Annotated in this window: 16 protein-coding genes and 1 pseudogene; 7 read left to right on the forward strand and 10 right to left on the reverse strand. The window is 70.1% G+C overall.

The genetic code is table 11. The features are described from left to right. Nucleotides 1-14 precede the first annotated feature (14 nt). Nucleotides 15-1607 (reverse strand): gamma-glutamyltransferase family protein, encoded by a 1593-nt coding sequence (locus tag F7Q96_RS01495; RefSeq protein ID WP_053824075.1) that lies wholly within the window; start codon nucleotides 1605-1607, stop codon nucleotides 15-17. Nucleotides 1608-1688: 81 nt separating this feature from the next. Continuing rightward, nucleotides 1689-2729 (reverse strand): Bug family tripartite tricarboxylate transporter substrate binding protein, encoded by a 1041-nt coding sequence (locus F7Q96_RS01500; RefSeq protein ID WP_226994952.1) that lies wholly within the window; start codon nucleotides 2727-2729, stop codon nucleotides 1689-1691. Between the two features lie 304 nt (nucleotides 2730-3033). Here F7Q96_RS01500 and F7Q96_RS01505 point away from each other — a divergent pair, with 304 nt between their 5' ends. Beyond that, nucleotides 3034-3993 carry a LysR substrate-binding domain-containing protein gene (locus tag F7Q96_RS01505; protein ID WP_053824651.1) on the forward strand — a complete coding sequence of 320 codons (960 nt, stop codon included), beginning with the start codon at nucleotides 3034-3036 and terminating at the stop codon, nucleotides 3991-3993. Between the two features lie 34 nt (nucleotides 3994-4027). Here F7Q96_RS01505 and F7Q96_RS01510 read toward each other — a convergent pair whose 3' ends face one another. Beyond that, complete coding sequence (locus F7Q96_RS01510; protein ID WP_053824074.1) at nucleotides 4028-4699, reverse strand: nitroreductase; 672 nt, start codon at nucleotides 4697-4699, stop codon at nucleotides 4028-4030. 110 nt (nucleotides 4700-4809) lie between these two features. Between F7Q96_RS01510 and F7Q96_RS01515 the strand changes: the two genes are divergently transcribed. Beyond that, on the forward strand, nucleotides 4810-5952 hold the full coding sequence (locus tag F7Q96_RS01515) for a CaiB/BaiF CoA transferase family protein (protein WP_053824073.1): 1143 nt from the start codon (nucleotides 4810-4812) through the stop codon (nucleotides 5950-5952). 37 nt (nucleotides 5953-5989) lie between these two features. Here the strand turns inward: F7Q96_RS01515 and F7Q96_RS01520 are convergent, their stop codons facing one another. The 3 genes from F7Q96_RS01520 to F7Q96_RS26755 all read right to left on the reverse strand — a co-directional run bounded on the left by F7Q96_RS01520 (nucleotide 5990) and on the right by F7Q96_RS26755 (nucleotide 8926). Beyond that, on the reverse strand, nucleotides 5990-7039 hold the full coding sequence (locus F7Q96_RS01520; RefSeq protein WP_053824072.1) for an Ldh family oxidoreductase: 1050 nt from the start codon (nucleotides 7037-7039) through the stop codon (nucleotides 5990-5992). 44 nt (nucleotides 7040-7083) lie between these two features. Continuing rightward, a complete protein-coding gene (locus tag F7Q96_RS01525; protein WP_151021936.1) occupies nucleotides 7084-8652 on the reverse strand; it encodes a DASS family sodium-coupled anion symporter in 1569 nt (522 codons plus the stop codon). Nucleotides 8653-8755: 103 nt separating this feature from the next. After that, nucleotides 8756-8926: a hypothetical protein gene (locus F7Q96_RS26755; protein WP_158507292.1), complete on the reverse strand. Its 171-nt coding sequence runs from the start codon at nucleotides 8924-8926 to the stop codon at nucleotides 8756-8758. Between F7Q96_RS26755 and F7Q96_RS01530 the strand changes: the two genes are divergently transcribed. Then, nucleotides 8925-9173: an RNA recognition motif domain-containing protein gene (locus F7Q96_RS01530; protein ID WP_053824071.1), complete on the forward strand. Its 249-nt coding sequence runs from the start codon at nucleotides 8925-8927 to the stop codon at nucleotides 9171-9173. The two genes, F7Q96_RS26755 and F7Q96_RS01530, sit on opposite strands and share 2 nt — an antisense overlap. 37 nt (nucleotides 9174-9210) lie before the next feature. On the opposite strand, the gene F7Q96_RS01535 is transcribed toward F7Q96_RS01530, so the two are convergent. Next, nucleotides 9211-10233 (reverse strand): LysR family transcriptional regulator, encoded by a 1023-nt coding sequence (locus tag F7Q96_RS01535; RefSeq protein ID WP_249041636.1) that lies wholly within the window; start codon nucleotides 10231-10233, stop codon nucleotides 9211-9213. 97 nt (nucleotides 10234-10330) lie between these two features. Here F7Q96_RS01535 and F7Q96_RS27120 point away from each other — a divergent pair. The 4 genes and pseudogenes from F7Q96_RS27120 to F7Q96_RS01555 all read left to right on the forward strand — a co-directional run. Then, nucleotides 10331-10504: pseudogene (locus F7Q96_RS27120) on the forward strand (haloacid dehalogenase); the annotation flags it as partial. Between the two features lie 22 nt (nucleotides 10505-10526). After that, nucleotides 10527-10715, forward strand: a complete 189-nt coding sequence (locus F7Q96_RS01545) for a hypothetical protein (protein WP_249041637.1) — start codon at nucleotides 10527-10529, stop codon at nucleotides 10713-10715. A 51-nt stretch (nucleotides 10716-10766) separates the two neighbouring features. Continuing rightward, the gene (locus tag F7Q96_RS01550; protein WP_053824068.1) at nucleotides 10767-11900 is read left to right on the forward strand and encodes an alanine racemase; all 1134 of its coding nucleotides are present in this window, start codon (nucleotides 10767-10769) and stop codon (nucleotides 11898-11900) included. Nucleotides 11901-11905: 5 nt separating this feature from the next. Next, a complete protein-coding gene (locus tag F7Q96_RS01555; protein WP_082371875.1) occupies nucleotides 11906-12382 on the forward strand; it encodes a RidA family protein in 477 nt (158 codons plus the stop codon). A 16-nt stretch (nucleotides 12383-12398) separates the two neighbouring features. Here F7Q96_RS01555 and F7Q96_RS01560 read toward each other — a convergent pair whose 3' ends face one another. From F7Q96_RS01560 to F7Q96_RS01570, 3 genes are read right to left on the reverse strand one after another with little or no spacing between them, the layout of a single operon-like run. Further along, nucleotides 12399-14000 carry a gamma-glutamyltransferase family protein gene (locus F7Q96_RS01560; protein ID WP_249041638.1) on the reverse strand — a complete coding sequence of 534 codons (1602 nt, stop codon included), beginning with the start codon at nucleotides 13998-14000 and terminating at the stop codon, nucleotides 12399-12401. Next, a complete protein-coding gene (locus F7Q96_RS01565; protein ID WP_053824067.1) occupies nucleotides 14000-16600 on the reverse strand; it encodes a branched-chain amino acid ABC transporter ATP-binding protein/permease in 2601 nt (866 codons plus the stop codon). The genes F7Q96_RS01560 and F7Q96_RS01565 overlap by 1 nt, the downstream gene beginning before the upstream one ends. Further along, on the reverse strand, nucleotides 16597-17472 hold the full coding sequence (locus F7Q96_RS01570) for a branched-chain amino acid ABC transporter permease (protein WP_053824066.1): 876 nt from the start codon (nucleotides 17470-17472) through the stop codon (nucleotides 16597-16599). Before F7Q96_RS01570 ends, F7Q96_RS01565 begins: the two co-directional genes overlap by 4 nt. Nucleotides 17473-17479 lie beyond the last annotated feature (7 nt).

Raw genomic sequence — 17479 nt, forward strand, 5'->3', positions numbered from 1 at the left:
CGTCGCGCTGCGCCCTAGAATCCCAGCGGATAACCGTCCTTCCGATGATCCGACGCCGCGGCATACCCCTGTGGCAGCCGCATCGCCATCTGTGCGCCGCCAAACTCGAGGCTGTCGGCCGGCGCGACCTGAACCGCATGGCCCATCGCACGCAGGGCCTGCACCGTTTCCGCCGGGCAGTGCGCCTCCACCGCGACGCCCGCGTTGTCGTCCATGACCCGCCAGCGCGGCGCGTCGCAGGCGACCTGCGGGTTCTGGTGGAAGTCCGCCAGCCGGCTGGTCATCTGCACGTGGCCCTGCGCCTGCATCGAGCCGCCCATCACGCCGAACGCAGCCAGCGGCGCGCCCTGGCGCATCAGGAAGCCCGGAATGATCGTATGGAAGGGGCGCTTGCCGGGTGCGACCTGGTTCGGATGTCCGGGCTGCAGCGTGAAGCCCCAGCCGCGGTTGTGCAGCGCGATGCCGGTACCCGGTACCACCACGCCAGAGCCGAAGCCCTTGAAGTTGGACTGGATGAACGACACCATCAAGCCGCTCTGATCGGCGGCGGTCAGATAGACGGTGCCGCCGCTGTGCGGCTTGCCGGGGCCCGGATAGCGCGCCCTGGCGGGGTCGATGGCGCGGGCGCGTTCGCTCAGATAGCCGGGATCGAGCAGGTCGCGCGCGGTGACCGTGCGCATCGCGTCGGCATCCGCCACATAGGCGTGCAGATCCGCGAAGGCCAGTTTCATCGCTTCGATCTGCAGGTGCATGGTGCGCGCCGAATCGGCGTCGCCCGCCGCCACGTCCCACCGGTCGAGCATGCCCAGCGCCATCAACGCACCGATGCCCTGTCCGTTCGGACCGATCTCGTGCAGCGTCAGATCGCGGTAGCGCATCTGGATCGGCTCGACCCAGTCGGTCCGATGCGCGGCGAGATCGGCTTCATCGATGCGGCCGCCGGTGGCGCGCGCATGCGCGGCGATGCGCGCGGCCAGTTCGCCGTGATAGAAGTCGTCGCCGCCGCTGCGGGCGATGCGCTCGAGCGTGTCGGCCTGGCCGGGGCAGACGAAGCGTTCTCCCGGCAGCGGCGCGCGGCCGCGCGGCGCGAACGCGTCGGCAAAGCCCGGCTGGCTTTCCAGCACCGGGATCTGCGACTGCCATTGGCGGTGCACGGTGGGCGAGACCACGAAGCCGTTGCGCGCGTACTCGAGCGCCGGCTCGAACAGGTCTTCGAACGGCAACGAGCCGAACTTGTCCCAGGCGGTGCGCCAGCCGGACACCACGCCGGGCACCGTCACGCTGTCCCAGCCCTTGAACGGCATCGCGTCGTAGCGGGAAAAGGACTCGGGCGTCCACGCCCGCGGCGCGCGGCCCGATGCGTTCAGGCCATGCAGCTTGTTGCCGTCCCAGATCAGCGCAAAGGCGTCGCCGCCGATGCCGTTCATGCAGGGCTCGACCACGGTCAGCGCGATCGCGGTGGCCAGCGCGGCATCGACGGCGTTGCCGCCGCGGGCGAGCATGCGTAGTCCGGCGGCCGCCGCCAGCGGCTGCGAGGTGGCCACCACGTTGTCGGCCAGCACGGGAACGCGCTGCGAGCGGTAGGGGAAGTTCAGGAAGGAAGTCATCGGATGTGCAATGGAAGCGATCGAGGAACGGGCGCGGGGGCATTTGCCCGAGCGCCCGCGGCGGCGTGCGGCGTTCGGGCGTCAGTCGATCCTGACCTTTGCCGCCTGCGCGACCTTGCTCCAGGTCCGCATTTCCTCGCCGATCATCCGAGCGAAGGCGTCGCTCGGCGTGAATTGCAGCTGCACGCCCTGCGCTTCGAGCGATTGCACCAGGTCGGGCATCGCCAGAGCGGCCCTGGTGGCGGCCGCCAGCTTCTGCACCACGGCGGGCGGCGTGCCCTTGGGCGCCACCAGGCCGAACAGGTTATTGACGCCGAAGTCGCGGATGCCGGCCTCCGCCATGGTCGGCGCTTCCGGCAGCGAGCCGACGCGGCGCTCCGAAGCGACCGCCAACAGCCTCAGCTTGCCGGATTTGACGTGCGGCAGCGCGGCCGGAATGCTGTCGAACATCATGGCCGAGCGGCCAGCCATCAGATCGGGCAGCGCGAACGAACTCCCCTTGTACGGCACGTGCACTACATCGACGCCCGTGCGCAGCCGGAACAGCTCGGACTCCAGATGCGACAGCGTGCCGTTGCCCTGCGAGGCGAAGTTGTACCTGCCGGGCGCGCCTTGCAGATACCTGACCAGGTCCGGCACGGTCTTGACCGGCAACGTCGCGGGCACCACCAGGATATGCGGCACGTTGCCGATGCCGGCGATCGGCACGAAATCCCTGGCGAGGTCGGCGGGCTGGCTCGAATAGGTAGCGGCGGCGATCGCCGCATTGCTGACGGCAGCCAGGTACAGCGTATAGCCATCGGGCGCCGCCTTGGCGGCATAGGCGAGGCCGATCGCGCCGCCTGCGCCCGGCCGGTTCTCGACCACCACCGGTTGCTGCAATTGCTGAGACAGGCGTTGGCCGACCGCGCGCGCCAGCACATCGGTCGCGCCCGCGGGCGGGAAAGACAGCACCAGCTGGATCGGACGTTCCGGATATTCGGCGAGCGCGGCGGGTGCGGCGGCGGCCGCGGCCGTTGCCACTGCCGCGACGGCGGCGAGCCGCAGCGCCTTGCGGCGCGCGGTGTTCAGGATGGTGCGCGGATGCGCCGTTGCGGTGCGCGCGGGGTGAAGCAATTGCATGACCATGATGTCGACGGCTCCGTGATGGCCGGCTCCACGGCGCGCCGCCATGGCGACGTTGCCGGGGATAGGCCGGAATGGCGAATCTGGCGCGGTCCGCTTGTCGCGCGGCTCCGGGCGCCTGTCATGCCGCGTCCGCGGCCGGGCCGCGGACTGCGCTGATGGGAATGGCCGATTCTAGGCACGGTCCGTGCGTCAGCGAATGCGGATTGGCCATGGCGCCATGCGGAAACGGAATAACCGCCAGCCGGACCGCACCGCCATCCCTGGCGACGAGTCGGCACGCATCTGACGGAAGATGACCATGCAGTTGAAGTGGATCGAGGACCTGCTCGTGCTGGAGCGCACGCGCAGCTTTTCGCGCGGCGCGGAATTGCGCCATATCACCCAGTCGGCGCTGTCGCGCCGGATTCGCTCGCTCGAGGAGTGGGCCGGGGCAGAGCTGGTCGACCGCAATACCTATCCGCTGGCGTTGACGCGGGCGGGCGCGGCATTCTGCGCGACGGCACGCGACGCCTGCGAGCGGCTGCTCGAAGCGCGCGCGGCGCTGCGGCGCGAGGCCACGATGCCGGGCAAGGCGCTCGAAATCGCGGCCGGCCATACCTTGTCGCTGACGTTCCTTCCGGACTGGCTAAGGCAGTGCCGGCAGCGAGCGGGCACCTTCCATGCGCGCGTGGTAGCCGCCAACGTGCTGGACGCCGTGGTGGCGTTGTCCGAGGGCCATTGCGATCTGATGCTGGGCTACAACCATCCGCGCGTGCCGGTGTCGCTGGACAGCGAGCGCTTCCGCAGCCTGACGGTGGGCAGCGATCTGCTGATGCCGGTGTCGGTGCCGACCTCGCGCGGCGGGCCGATGTTTTCGCTGGCCGAAGCGAGCGGGAAGGCGTCGAAGCCGACGCCGCTTCTTGCCTACACCGCCAACACCACGCTGGGCCGCGTGGTCGAGTCGATTCTGGAGCGCAAGCAGGTCCATCGCCGGCTGGTTCGCTGCTACGAAGCCGATATGGCGATGCTGCTGCTGAAGATGGCCAGCGAAGGGCACGGCGTGGCCTGGTTGCCGCGCAGCACCGCCGCGCAGGCGCTGGCGGCGGGCACGCTGGTACCGGCCGGTGACGACAGCTGGTGCTCGCCGCTGCAGATCTGCGCCTATCGGTCGGCACATAGCGCCAATCCGACCTTGCACGCGCTATGGCGCATGCTGGCGGGCGAGCAGGCCGGCCAGCATGCCGACGCGCCGGCGCAGCAGGCGGCGCAGTTCGCGTAGATACGGCCGCTCGGGCCACGACTCGGATGCCGACTCAGACCCCGATGAACTGCGCAAATTCCTCGACCGGCGCCCGCTGCGCCACCAGCCGATTGGCCGGGGCGTCGGGGTCGGCGTAGCCGATCGCCATGCCGGTGAACAGCATGCGTTCGGGCGGCGTTCCGAGGAAGCGGCGCATCGTTTCCGGATACATCGCCCAGCATTCCTGCGGGCAGCTGTCCAGGCCCGCTTCGCGCAGCAGCAGCATCACGTTCTGCAGATACATGCCGAGGTCCGACCATTGCGGCGGGCCCATGCGGCGGTCCACCGTGCAGAACAGCGCCAGCGGCGCGCCGAAGAACTGGAAGTTGCGCGCGAACTGCTGGCGGCGCGCGGCCTTGTCCTCGCGCGGGATGCCGAGATGGCCGTACAGGTCCTCGCCGACCTGGAAGCGCCGCTCGCGATAGGGCGACACCAGCTCGGGCGGATAGATGTGGTATTCGGCGGGCTCGCCCTTCGGTTCATCGACCACGCGCTGGCGCATGATGGCCTTGAGCTCGTCCAGCGGCGCGCCGCCGACGACCTGGATATGCCAGGGCTGCAGATTGCCACCGGACGGGGCGCGCGCGGCCTTCTCGACGATCTCGCGGATCAGCTGCGGCGGCACCGGCTTGTCGAGAAAGCCGCGGATCGAGCGGCGCGTGGCAATGGCTTCGCTGACGTTCATGGTCTCCTCTCGTACCCGGCTGGCCGGGGCAGTCCGCTGCAACGGCGCGCGGCGCCGGGCATGGCATGGTAAGTTGGCGTCCGACGATACCACGACAACGGGAGACAGGCATGGCGGGTCCGCTGCATGGACTGAAGGTGGTGGAGATGGTCGGCCTCGGGCCGGGGCCGTTCTGCGCGATGATGCTGGCCGATATGGGCGCCGAGGTGATTCGCATCGACCGGCCCGATCGCGGTGCGGGCGTGCTGCCCGAAGACGTCCGCTTCGACGTGACCGCGCGCGGCCGCCGCTCGCTGGCGATCGACCTGAAGCGACAGGGCGCTGCCGAGACGGTGCTGCGCCTGATCGAACAGGCCGACGTGCTGATCGAGGGCTTCCGGCCCGGCGTGATGGAGCGGCTGGGTCTCGGTCCGGACGTCTGCCTGGCGCGCAATGCGAGGCTGGTCTATGGCCGCATGACAGGCTGGGGGCAGCACGGACCGCTGGCGCAGGCAGCGGGACACGACATCAACTACATCGCGATCACCGGCGCGCTGCATGCGATCGGCCTGCCCGACGAACCGCCGGTCGTGCCGTTGAACTACATCGGCGACTTCGGCGGCGGCGCGATGATGCTGGCCTTCGGCGTCGTCTGCGCGGTGCTGGAGAGCCAGCGCAGCGGCAAGGGGCAGGTGGTCGATGCCGCGATGACCGATGGCGCCGCGCTGCTGTCGGCCATGATGTACGGCTTCAAGGCTGCCGGGCGCTGGAGCAACCGGCGCGGCGAGAACCTGCTCGACGGCGGCGCCCCGTACTACGGCACCTATGCCTGCGCGGACGGCAAGCATGTCGCGATCGGCGCGCTCGAGCCGCAGTTCTATCGCCAGCTGATCGAGCTGTGCGGCATCGAGGACCCGGCCTTTGCGAAGCAGGGCGATCCGCGCGACTGGCCGCAACTGAAGCAACGGCTGGCCGAGGTGTTCGGCACGCGCACGCGCGACCAGTGGTGCGCGCTGATGGAGGGCAGCGATGCGTGTTTCGCGCCGGTACTGGACTGGGACGAGGCGCCAGTCCACCCGCACAACCGCGCCCGCGACACCTTCATCGACGTCGGCGGCGTGATCCATCCCGCGCCGGCGCCGCGCTTCTCGCGCACGGCGGCGGACAAGCCCACGCAGGCATCGCCGCCCGGAGCCGACACCGAGGCGGTGCTGCGCGACTGGGGCTTCGCGGCGCAAGAGATTGCCGCGCTGAAGGGCGACGGCGTGATCTGATCCAGCCAGGATGGCGAGCCTCTGCCGGCGACCGGCCTCACCGGCCCGGCAGTGCCACCCCGAGATCGCCGGCCACCCTGGCCAGATTGCGCCAGATCGCGGGATTGACGTCCAGTTCGTCCCCGGTGCGGGCGCGGTGGTCGGCCTCGTACTCGCCCGGGTACTGCACGCGATCGAAGCCCGGCGCGGGCGGGGTCTCGTGCAGATAGCGGATGAACGATTCGACCTCGGTGCTCTGCCATTGCAGGCCCAGATCGAGCTGCGGATCGATCAGCACCGCGAACATGTTGTTGGTGGCCACGCCGCCGCGCGGATTGTTCGGCTGAATGGTGCCGCCGCCCGACAGCACGCCGGCCAGCAGTTCGGCGACCACGCCGAGCGCGTAACCCTTGTGGCCGCCGAAGGGCAGCAGCGCGCCGGGCGGATCGGCGAAGATCGCGCCGGCGTCGGTGGTCGGCGCGCCGCTCGCATCGATGACGCTGCGCTCCGGGGCCGGCTCGCCTTTTTCGGACAGCACGCGGGCCTTGTTGATCGCGATGGCGCTGGTGGCGATGTCCATCACCAGCGGCGGGCGCCCGTTCGGCATCGGCCCGGCGAAACAGAGCGGATTGGTCGTCAGCCGCGCAACCCGGCCGCCATAGGGCGCGACGGCCGGCGGCCGGTTGATGACGTTGGTGAAGCTGAGCAGCACCATGCGCGCCTGCGCCGCCATCTCGCCGTAATAGCCCATGCGGCCCAGATGGTGCGAGTGCCGCAGCGTGAAGATGCAATGGCCATGTTCGCGCGTGCGTTCGATGGCGGCCTGCATCACGCGCTTGCCGACATGCTGGCCGAAGCCGCCGTTGCCGTCGAACACCATCAGCGTGCCGCGGTCCAGCGCGCAGCTGGCGCGGCCCGATGGGTTGACGCTGCCGCCTTCGACCGAAGCGCGATACTGCGGCAGCATCGACAGCCCGTGGCTGGCATAGCCGCAGCGGTCGGACTCGACCAGGTGCTCGGCGACATCGTCGGCGATATCGTCGGGCACATTCAGCGCCACCAGAATGTCCCGCGCCAGCCGATGCGCGTCCTGCAGGGTGAGCTTCATGTCGGACTCCTCGTATTGCGAGGCGCTGATCCGCGGATCCGTCCTCAGATCCAGCCGAGCCAGCGCCAGTAGGTCGCCGCGAACAGCAGCATCATCGCGTAGCCGACCAGCGTGACCGGAATGCCGATGCGCGCGAACTGGCGGCCGTTGAAGGTATCGGTGCTCAGGCACACCATGTTCTGCGGCGCATTGATCGGCAGGATGAAGCCGAAGCTCATCGTGAAGCCGAGCAGCATCGTGATGCCGACCTTGTCGATGTCGCCCGGCAGCGTCTGCAGCACCGAGATCAGGATCGGCAGCATCGCCGCCGTCAGCGCCGTGGCGCTGGCAAAGCCGAGGTGGATCACGATCAGGAAGGCGGCGAGGATCGCGAACACCGCGATCGGACCCTGCGTCGCCAGGCCCGAATTGGCGACCACGAACTTGCCCAGCCATTGCCCGGCCTGCGTGGTCAGCAGCGCGGTGCCCAGGCTGATGCCGACGCCGAACACGATCAGCGTGCCCCACGGCGTGCGTTGCTGCATCGTCTTCCAGTCCATCACGCCGAGGCGAGGCAGCATCAGGGCAACGAGGCCGACGAAGGTCACGGTGGCGGTGTCGAAGCCGTGCAGCTTGCCCTCGGTGGCCCACGCCAGCAGCAGCCCGATCGATACCGCGGCGAGGCGCTTCTGCGGGCCGCTCATCGGCCCCAGTCCTGCCAGCTCGCGCTGCACGGCCTCCTTGCCGCCGGGAATTGCCTCGGTCTCCGGCGGCAGCAGCCAGCGCACCAGCAGATACAGCACCACCGACATCGCCAGCGCCCACGGCGCGCCGGCGATCAGCCATTGGAGCCAGGTCACGCGCTCGCCCAGCAGCTTGTCCATGAAGCCGACCGCCAGCAGGTTCTGCGCCGCGGCTGTCTGGATGCCGACGTTCCAGATGCTGGTGGCCTGCGCCACGGTGATCATGATGCCGGCCGCGATATTGGAGCGCTTGTCGACGCCGAAGGCCGCGATGATCCCCATCATGATCGGCACCACGCAGGCGCTGCGGGCGGTGGCGCTCGGCACCACCAGCGACAGCGCGATCGTGACCGCGATGGTGCCGACCAGGATGCGGCGCGTGCTGGTGCCGATCGCCGACAGCGTGACCAGCGCGATGCGGCGGTCCAGTCCGGTGACCGTCATCGCCGCGGAGATGAACAGCGCGGCGGCGACCAGCGCCAGCGCCGTATTGGCGAAACCAGCGAGCGCCATGCCGAGCGCGCGCGAGGTGCCGTAAAGCGTATCGGGGTCGCCGACCGTGGGCGCGAAGCCGATCAGCGCGGCCATCAGCGAGGTGATCATGATCGCGCTGGTCTCGTAGGACACCGCCTCGCTGATCCATACGACGACGGCGAAGGCGAGGATCGCGAGCATGCGGTGTCCAGCCAAGGGCAGGTCGGGCGGGGCAGGCAGCGACAGCACGCCGATCAGCACCAGCACCGCGACGAACAGTCCCCACGGCGGTCGCTTGCTCGCAGTGGCGGAGCTGGCGGGGCTCGCCGCCGAATTTGGTGTCGCCGGTGCTGCCGGTGTCGCCGGTGCGGACCGCGTGGAATTCGTAGGCGACGCGTTGCTGCGCAGATCGGACATTGCCGTTTCCTTGGATGACGGCAGCGGCCGTGCAGGGCCGCCGGCACGAGGTGGGACGATTATCGGCCCGCGTTGTCGCGGTTGTCGAGCACAGCGGTGACGGTCATTGCGCCAGATCAAAGGCGATGCGTGCCAGCGGCGGATGCAGGGCCGATGTCTGCCGTGCTGCGATCCGCAACCGCCAGCGAACGGCTATAGTGGTCTCGTGGCCCGGCCCACCTTGCACCGCCTCGGCGGCATGCAGGCCGCGCGTCATACCCCAGGAGACCGACATGCAGGTGCTGATTCGCGGCCTGCGCCGCGATATCACCGAACAGCGGTTGCGCGACAAGTTCACGCCGTTTGCGCCGGTGCGCTCGGTGGAAATCATGCGCGATGGCGACCCGGAGCAGCCATGGGCCTGGCTGGACTTCGACATGGATTTCTTCGCGGCCCTCGGGCTGCTGCGCCAGTTCGACGGACAGTACTTCGACGGCGGCGTGATGCGGCTGCATCTGGTCGCGCACCAGAGCAGCGATTGAGTCTTGTGCAGCGCGCGCTCGTCCGCACGCCGGTGTATCAGGCGCGCCGATCGCTGCGCCAGGGCGGCCGCGGTCCAAACGCCTTGCGCAACATCTCGACGAACAGCCGCGTGCGCATCGACGCTACGCGCGATTGCGGCACCAGCGCCATCACGTCCGCGTCGGGCAGCCGGTAGCCCGGCAACAGCGCGACAAGCCTGCCCGAGGCGAGACCGTCGGCCACATCCCACTCGGACCGCGCCATGATGCCCTTGCCGGCCAGGCACCACTGATGGACGACGTCTCCGTCATTGCTCTCCATCGCCGGACGCACGCGCACCGTGTGTTCACGTGCACTGCCTGCACTGGCGCTGCTGCCGGCGCGCTTCTCGCCGCCCTTGCCGCCCGTGCCACTGCCCTTGGCCGCGTCCTTGCCGTCGCGGCCGGCGAAGCGCCATAGCGTTACGTCCTCGTCGTTCTCGCGCAGCACCAGGCAGGCGTGGTGCACCAGGTCGGCGGGACGCGTCAGCGGCGGCGCCTTCGCCAGGTACTCGGGCGCGGCGCACAGGAGGCGGCGGTTCGGTGCGATCCGGTGCGCGACCCACCGTGAATCCGGAATGGCGCCGATGCTGACCAGCACGTCGAAGGCATCGTGGCCATGGACAGGCTGGCGCGGCAGCATCAGGTTGTCCGACAGGTACAGCTGCACTTCGAGGTTGGGGTGCGCATCCTGGAACTGCGCCAGCAGCGGTCCGAGATAGCGCCGTCCGAAGCCGAGCGGCCCATGCACCTTCAGCTTGCCCGCCACCGCCTGGCTGCGCTGCCGCAGCGCCTCCTCGATGGTCTGCATGTGTTCGAGCACGCCGGTGGCGTGCTGCGCCAGCAGAAGGCCCTCGTGGGTCAGCTGCAGCCGGCGCGTGGTGCGCAGCGCGAGCCGGATGCCAAGGCGCGCTTCCAGCTGGCCGAGCCGCTTGGTCACGGCCGGCGGCGTCACGTTTTCCTCGCGCGCCAGCGCGGCGAGGCTGCCGAGCCGGTCCAGCGCCAGCACGAAGCGCAGGTCGTCGATGGTCAGCTTCATCATTATTAACCCAGAGGTGAATCAAGAAATTCTATGCCATTAACCACGGCCGGGCACACGCCACCTACACTGTGGCATCGATTCCAACCGGGGCCGCACCATGACCAGCCAACCACGCCAACCCAACTACGCACGCCAATACGATGTCGTGCTGTTCGACCTGCTGACCGCGCTGCTCGATTCGTGGACGCTGTGGAACAGCGTGGCGGGCGGCGAGGCGCCGGGTCGCGCCTGGCGCGCCGCGTATCTGAAGCGCACCTATGCCTGCGGCGCCCAGGGGAACACCCCCCGCGGTGGTGGCACGACTAAATCAGGCGATCAACGACGCGCTGGCCGATCCGGCGTTGATCCGGCAGATGCGCGAGGTCGGCGTCGAATTTCCCGCCCGTGCCGACAACACGCCGGCCAATCTCGCGCGGCTGGTCGACAGCGAGACCGCGCGGCTGCGGCCCATTCTCGAAGCCAACAAGGTGCAGCTCGATTGAGCGGGGAACGCCTCGACCAGACGATGCGCCAGATGCAATGGAAGGAAACCCATGACGCTGCATGAACTCGAAACGCCGGTGCTGGTCCTCGACCGCACGAAGATGGAGCGCAACATCGCGCGTCTGCGCGAACGGCTGTTGCCTTTCGGCGTGGCACTGCGTCCGCATGCGAAGACCAACAAGTCGGCCGACGTCACCGCGCGTATCGGCGCACCGGGTTCGGCGATCACCGTGTCGACGCTGAAGGAGGCCGGCTACTTTCTCGAACACGGCTGGACCGACATCCTCTATGCCGTCGGCATCGTGCCGTCGAAGCTGCCGCATGTCGAAGACCTGGTGCGGCGCGGGGCGCGGATGACGCTGTTGCTCGACAACGTCGAGGCGGCCGCCGCGGTCGCCGCCTATTGCCGCCAGCGCGGCCTCGGCGTGCCGGTGCTGATCGAGATCGATACCGACGGCCACCGCTCCGGCGTCAAGCCGGAGGACCCGCTGCTCCTCGAGATCGCGGCAGCGCTGCGGGGCCATGAAGGGCAGGGCGCCTGGCTCGCCGGCGTGCTGACGCATGCGGGCGATTCGTACAACTGCCGCTCGGCAGCAGCGATCGAGGCGCTGGCCGAACAGGAGCGGGCCGGCGCCGTGCGCGCCGCGCAGCGCCTGCGCGCGGCCGGGCATGCGGCGCCGGTGGTCAGCGTGGGCAGCACGCCGACCGCGCACTTCGCGCGGTCGCTCGATGGCGTCACCGAAGTGCGGGCCGGCGTGTTCGTGTTCTTCGACCTGGTGATGAACGGCATCGGCGTCTGCGACACCTCGGACATCGCGCTGTCGGTGCTGTGCACCGTGATCGGCCATCAGCGCGACAAGGGCTGGCTGATCACCGATGCGGGCTGGATGGCGATGTCGCGCGATCGCGGTACCGCGAAGCAGCCGGTCGACCAGGGCTATGGCGTGGTCTGCGATATCGACGGCAAGCCGCTGGCCGATCTGCTGATGGTCGACGCCAACCAGGAGCACGGGATCGTCAGCCATCGCACCGATCCGGACGCGACGCCGATGCTGCCGGTCGGCACGCTGCTGCGCATCCTGCCGAACCACGCGTGCGCGACGGCCGCACAGCACGGTGCCTACACCGTGGTGGCAGGGAGCGCCGACATCGAGGCGCGGTGGCCGCGCTTCAGTGGATGGTGAGCGCGATGACCAACGTGAATCGAGACGCGAATCCGATCGCCGCAACGCTCGCCGCGCAAGGTGTCGCCTATCCCGACGTGCCCACACTGGCGGCGCCGCGCGGCCACTACTCGCACGTTGCCACGGGGCTGGGGCTGGTATTCGTGTCGGGTCAGCTGCCGCTGGACGCGCGGGGCGAACCGCGCGCCGATCTGCCGCTGGCGGAACAGGCCGCGCTCGCGCTGCGCAACGTCGAGGCCGCGCTGGCCGCGGCCGGCTGCGGCTGGAAGGACGTCATCAAGGTCACCGTCTATCTGGCCGGTGTCGAACATTGGCCGGCGTTCGACGCGGCCTACCGGCGGATGCTGGGCGACGCGCGGCCGGCACGCACGGTGGTGCCGGTGCCGGCACTGCATTATGGCGTGCTGGCCGAGGTCGAGGCGGTGGCCTTGCATCCCGCGGCGGCACAGGCACCGCTGTCGCCGCCGCCGGTACTGCGCTGAAGGTCCCCGGCGACCGCTAGCAGCCGAGCGCCATGCCGTCGCTGCGGGGGTCGTGGGCGCCCTCGATGGTGCCGTCGGCGCCGATGCGGATCGCGCCGGGATGGCCGGCGAGCGGGCTCTGCGCGGCGATCGGGCTCAGTTCATGGCGGCGCGCGGCCAACTCCCGCATCACCGCGTCGCCGGCATCGGCCTCCAGCTTCAACGTGTCGCGCGTATCCGAGAACGTCCGGCCAAGCAGAAAGCGTGGGCGCGACAGCGCCGCCAGCGGGTCCATGCCGTAGTCGATCATCCGCGTCAGCACCGCCGCCAGCGTCTGCGGCTGCCCGTCGGCGCCCTGCGTGCCGTACAGCAGCCGCGGGCGCCCGCCCTGCAGATAGAGCCCGGGATTGAGCGTGTGGAAGGGCCGCTTGCCCGGCCGCAGCACATTGTGGTGCCGGGGATCGGTGCTGAACGCCGCGCCGCGGTTGTGCCACAGGATGCCGGTGTCGCCGGCGACCACGCCGCTGCCCCAGTCGAAGTAGACGGTCTGCAGTACGCTGGCACAGCGGCCCTGGCTGTCGACCGCGCCGAGATAGACGGTATCGCCGGTACGGAAGCGGTGCGGCCACGGTAGCGCGCGCTCGGGCCGGATTGCCGCCGCCATCCGGTCGAGATGCGAGGGCGACAACATCGTCCGTACCGGCACGTCGACGAACTCGGGGTCGGCCACGTGGCGGTCGCGCTCGATGAACGCCTGCTTTACCGCCTCGACCAGCAGATGGTAGTAATCGGCGCTGCCTTCGGCGACCGTGCGGACGTCGAAGCGGTCGAGTATGCCCATGATCTGCAGCGTGGTCACGCCCTGGGTGGGCGGACGCAGGCTGACGAGGTCGCCGCCGCGATACGGCACCGTCAGCGGCGATTCTTCACGGGCCCGTGTCGCCGCGAGATCGGCCGCGCGCAATGGCGAACCGGCCTCGCGCAGGCCGCTGGCGATGCGTTCAGCCAGTTCGCCTTCGTAGAAGTCGCGGGCGCCGCGTTCGGCGATCCGGCGCAGGCTGTGCGCCAGCTCCGGCTGGCGGAAGCGCTCGCCGATTTCCGGAATGCGGCCGTCGGGCAGGAACACGCGGGCAAAGCCGGGCCAGTCCCGCCACTGTCCCGCGCGAAAATCCAGCCAGAAGCGTTGCGACGGCGTGACGGGAAACCCTGCCTCGGCATGTTCGATGGCGCGGTGGAACAGCGCTTCCCATGAGGTGGTGCCACCCCATGTGTCGCGGCTGAGCCGATAGGCACGGTCCCAGGTATCGACGGTGGCGGCCGTGGTCAGGGCGGCCGCCGGTCCTCGCGTCGGAATCTCGCCATCGAAGTTCGGCGGGGCGGCGGCCGCCTGGCCGATGCCGGACAGCGTGCGCACCTGGCCTGCGCCGTCGGCAATGACCCAGAAGGCGTCGCCGCCCAGCCCCGTGAAAGGCGGGTAGGTGACCGACAGCGTCGCGCCGATCGCAATCGCCGCTTCAATGGCATTGCCGCCGCTGCGCAATACCTCGCGTCCGGCCTCGCTGGCCAGCGCGTGCGGGCTGGTCACCATGCCGTCGCGGGAGCGCGCCAGACCGGGCGGGGACAACAGGCCGGCGTCCATCAGGCCACCACCGCTTGCGTTGCCACGCCGGCAGTCGCGTCGCCTTCGCCGCTGCCGTCGCCACCCAGGTACGCCTGCACCAGCGCCGGATCGCGGGCCAGCAGATCGGCGCGTCCGCTGGCGACCACGCGGCCTTCCTCCAGCACGTAGGCGCGGTCGGCCAGCGTCAGTGCCAGCGCGGCCATCTGGTCGACCAGCAGGATCGTGAGCGACGCGTCGCGCAGGCGGTCCAGCGACGCGAACAGCTCGTCGATGATCTTCGGCGCCAGGCCCAGCGACGGTTCGTCCAGCAGCAGCATGCGCGGCTGCGACATCAGGCCGCGTGCGATGGCCAGCATCTGCTGCTCGCCGCCGGACAGCAGGCCGGCGCGCTGATGCTGCCGTTCGCGCAGCCGCGGGAATCGCAGCAGCATCGATTCGATGCGGCGCTGCATCTCGCCGCGGCTCAGGCGGCCGGACGGGAATGCGCCCAGCCTGAGATTGTCGAGCACCGACAGCTCGGCAAAGACCTGCCGGCCCTCGGGCACCAGCACCATGCCCATCGCCGCGATGCGAGCCGCGTCGATGCCGGCGAGGTCGACGCCGTCGAACGCGATGCCGCCCTGCACCGGGCGGTGCAGGCCCGACAGCGCGCGCATCAGCGTCGATTTGCCGGCGCCGTTCGCGCCGAGCAGCGCCACCATCTCGCCCTCGCGCACCTGCAGCGCGATGTCGTGCAGCACCGGCGCCGCGCCGTAGCCGGTCCGCAGCGCGTTGACGCCCAGCAGTTCCGCGCCGGCGGCATCGCGCGACACGCGCCGCGGTGCGGCGGCGGCCGCATTGCCGACGGCCGCCTCGCCGAGGTACGCACGGCGGACCGCGGGATCGGCCCGTACCTCGGCCGGCGTGCCGACCGCCAGACGCTGGCCGGCATCGATCACGACGATGCGGTCGGATACCTCCATCACCAGCGACATGTCGTGCTCGACCAGGCCGACGGCGATGCCGCTGTCCGCGATGCGGCGCAGCAGCCGGCCGAGGCTGGCCTTGTCCTCGCGCGACAATCCCGCGGCGGGCTCGTCGAGCAGCAGCACGGCGGGCCGGGTGGCCAGCGCCCGCGCAATCTCGACCAGCCTGCGGTCGACGTGCGCCAGATCGGCGGCACTCGCGTCCGGATCGCCGCGATAGCCGCAGGCGCGCAGCAGCGCAAGGGCCTGCTGCCGAACCGGGGCGGCGGTAAAGCGCGCGGTGCCGAGCAGCGTGCCGAGGCGTCCGCCGCCCAGCGCGAGCGCGACATTGTCGGCGGCGCTGAGGCCGCCGAACAGCTGCGAGGTCTGATAGGTCCGCGCAATGCCGTGGCGCGCGCTATGACAGGCGCCGCGCGCGGGCAGCGCGGTGTCGCCCAGGCGCCTGCCGCCTGCGTGCGGCCGGTAATAGCCGGACAGCATATTGAGCACCGTCGATTTGCCTGCGCCGTTGGGGCCGATCAGGCTGGTCACGGCGCTGTCCGCCACGGTGAACGACAACCGGTCGACGGCGCGCACGCCGCCGAATACCATCGACAGCCCGTCGGCCACCAGCGCGCGCCGCGCCGCGGGCTCGCGCACGGGCAGCGGCATGTCGGCCGCCTCGCGCGATGCCGCGGCAACGGTGCGTCGGGTCCGCAGCCGGCGCAGCAGCGCGGTGGCCACGCCGACGATCCCCTGCGGCGCGACCCACAGCACCACCAGCAGCAGCATGCCGAAGCAGAGCAGCCGCAGGTTCTCCAGGCTGGACAGCAGTTCCGGCAGCATGCCGACCACTACCGCGCCAATCACCGGACCGGCGACGGTGCCGGCACCGCCGATCATCACCGCCAGCACGAACAGGATCGACTGCAGGAAGGAGAACATGCCCGGCGTGACCATGCCCTGCATCGGCGCGAACAGTCCGCCGGCCAGCCCGGCCAGCGCGGCCGAGAAGGCAAACGCCACCGTACGCACCAGCAGCGGATCGATGCCGATCGATGCCGCAGCGGTCTCGCTGTCGCGCACCGCCCGCATCGCCGCGCCCCAGCTGCCGCGCGAAATGCGCGCGTAGGCCGCCAGCGAGATGGCCAGCACCGCCAGCGCGATCAGCGTCAGCGCGCGCTCGCCGCCTTCGACGCCGGGCAGCGAGGGCTGCGCGATGCCCATCAGCCCATTCTGCCCACCGGTCAGCGTGCGCCACTCGACCGCCCCATGCTCGACGATGAAGCCGAACGCGATGGTGATCATCGCCAGGCCCGGTCCCTTGACGCGCAGCGCGGGCAGCGCCAGCAGCGCGCCGGTCAGCGCGGCCATGACCGTTCCGGCCAGCCAGGCCGGCCAGAACGCCCAGCCGGCCTGGCCGGTCAGGATCGCGACGCTGTAGGCGCCGATCGCGTAGAAGCCGACGTGGCCGAACGAGATCTGGCCGGTCAGGCCGATCAGCAGGTTCAGGCCCACGCCGCAGATCGCCAGCATCGCGACGCCGGCGATCACGAAGACGAAATAGCCGTTCAGCATCATCGCGGCGGCCGCGGCGCCAAGCAGCGCCAGGGCCATGGCGCCGATCTGCGGCGGCGTGCCGATGCCGGCAACGAGACGAGCGTGCGCGTTCATACCTTGCGTACCTCCGCGCGGCCGAACAGTCCCGCCGGGCGCAGTGCCAGCAGCGCGATCACCAGCGCGAACGTGATGATCTGCGTGTAGCTCGAACCCAGCGAGGCCGTGATGGCGGCCTCGACCACGCCGAAGATCAGGCCCGCGATCATTACGCCCCAGGCGCTGGACAGCCCGCCGAGAATGGCCACCGCGAAGGCCTTCAGCCCGAAGACGGTGCCCATGTCCGACTGCACGTTGAACAGCGGGGCGATCAGCACGCCGGCGACGCCGGCCAGCAGCGTCGACACCGCGAAGGCCGCGGCCACGGTGCGGCGGATCGGGATCGCCATCAGCCGGGCGGCATCGCGGTTCTGCACGACCGCCAGCATCGCCAGCCCCCAGCGGGAATGGCGCAGCACGTAGTGCAGCACGCCCGCGAGCGCCAGGCCCACGACCGGAATCAGCAGCTGCAGCGGATAGACGCCGAGGCCGTCGGCCAGCTGCAGCGAGCTTGTGGCCAGCGGCGACGGCAGGCTGCGGGGCTCGGTGCCGAAGGTCAGCGTGACGACGTTATCGAGCACGATGCCGAGCGCCACTGTGGCCATCAGCCAGGCGTCCGAGCCGCGGCTGGCGAACGGCCGTACCGCGACGAATTCGATCGCCAGCCCGTACAGCGCGCACAACGCCAACGCGAGCAGCACCGACGCCGCCATCGGCCAGCCCAGCGTCTGCGCGAAGGTGTAGGTCAAGACCGCGCCGAGCATCATCGAGCTGCCCTGGGCGAAATTGACGGTGGCGCTGACCACATAGGTCAGATGAAAACCCAGCGCCATCAGCCCGTACATGCTTCCCAGGCCAAGGCCGCTGATCGCGGCGGAGATCCATAACATCGTGTGT

The organism is Cupriavidus gilardii (genome assembly GCF_008801915.1).
Classification (GTDB): Bacteria; Pseudomonadota; Gammaproteobacteria; order Burkholderiales; family Burkholderiaceae; genus Cupriavidus; species Cupriavidus gilardii.

Excerpts from the sequence above, each read along its gene's own strand:
- F7Q96_RS01515 (WP_053824073.1), top strand. The coding sequence starts at position 4,810 with ATGGCGGGTCCGCTGCATGGACTGAAGGTGGTGGAGATGGTCGGCCTC.
- F7Q96_RS01565 (WP_053824067.1), bottom strand. The coding sequence starts at position 16,600 with ATGAACGCGCACGCTCGTCTCGTTGCCGGCATCGGCACGCCGCCGCAG.
- F7Q96_RS01510 (WP_053824074.1), bottom strand. The coding sequence starts at position 4,699 with ATGAACGTCAGCGAAGCCATTGCCACGCGCCGCTCGATCCGCGGCTTT.
- F7Q96_RS01570 (WP_053824066.1), bottom strand. The coding sequence starts at position 17,472 with ATGTTATGGATCTCCGCCGCGATCAGCGGCCTTGGCCTGGGAAGCATG.
- F7Q96_RS01550 (WP_053824068.1), top strand. The coding sequence starts at position 10,767 with ATGACGCTGCATGAACTCGAAACGCCGGTGCTGGTCCTCGACCGCACG.
- F7Q96_RS01560 (WP_249041638.1), bottom strand. The coding sequence starts at position 14,000 with ATGGACGCCGGCCTGTTGTCCCCGCCCGGTCTGGCGCGCTCCCGCGAC.
- F7Q96_RS01520 (WP_053824072.1), bottom strand. The coding sequence starts at position 7,039 with ATGAAGCTCACCCTGCAGGACGCGCATCGGCTGGCGCGGGACATTCTG.
- F7Q96_RS01525 (WP_151021936.1), bottom strand. The coding sequence starts at position 8,652 with ATGTCCGATCTGCGCAGCAACGCGTCGCCTACGAATTCCACGCGGTCC.
- F7Q96_RS01555 (WP_082371875.1), top strand. The coding sequence starts at position 11,906 with ATGACCAACGTGAATCGAGACGCGAATCCGATCGCCGCAACGCTCGCC.
- F7Q96_RS01500 (WP_226994952.1), bottom strand. The coding sequence starts at position 2,729 with ATGCAATTGCTTCACCCCGCGCGCACCGCAACGGCGCATCCGCGCACC.
- F7Q96_RS01505 (WP_053824651.1), top strand. The coding sequence starts at position 3,034 with ATGCAGTTGAAGTGGATCGAGGACCTGCTCGTGCTGGAGCGCACGCGC.
- F7Q96_RS26755 (WP_158507292.1), bottom strand. The coding sequence starts at position 8,926 with ATGTCGGTCTCCTGGGGTATGACGCGCGGCCTGCATGCCGCCGAGGCG.
- F7Q96_RS01530 (WP_053824071.1), top strand. The coding sequence starts at position 8,925 with ATGCAGGTGCTGATTCGCGGCCTGCGCCGCGATATCACCGAACAGCGG.
- F7Q96_RS01535 (WP_249041636.1), bottom strand. The coding sequence starts at position 10,233 with ATGATGAAGCTGACCATCGACGACCTGCGCTTCGTGCTGGCGCTGGAC.
- F7Q96_RS01495 (WP_053824075.1), bottom strand. The coding sequence starts at position 1,607 with ATGACTTCCTTCCTGAACTTCCCCTACCGCTCGCAGCGCGTTCCCGTG.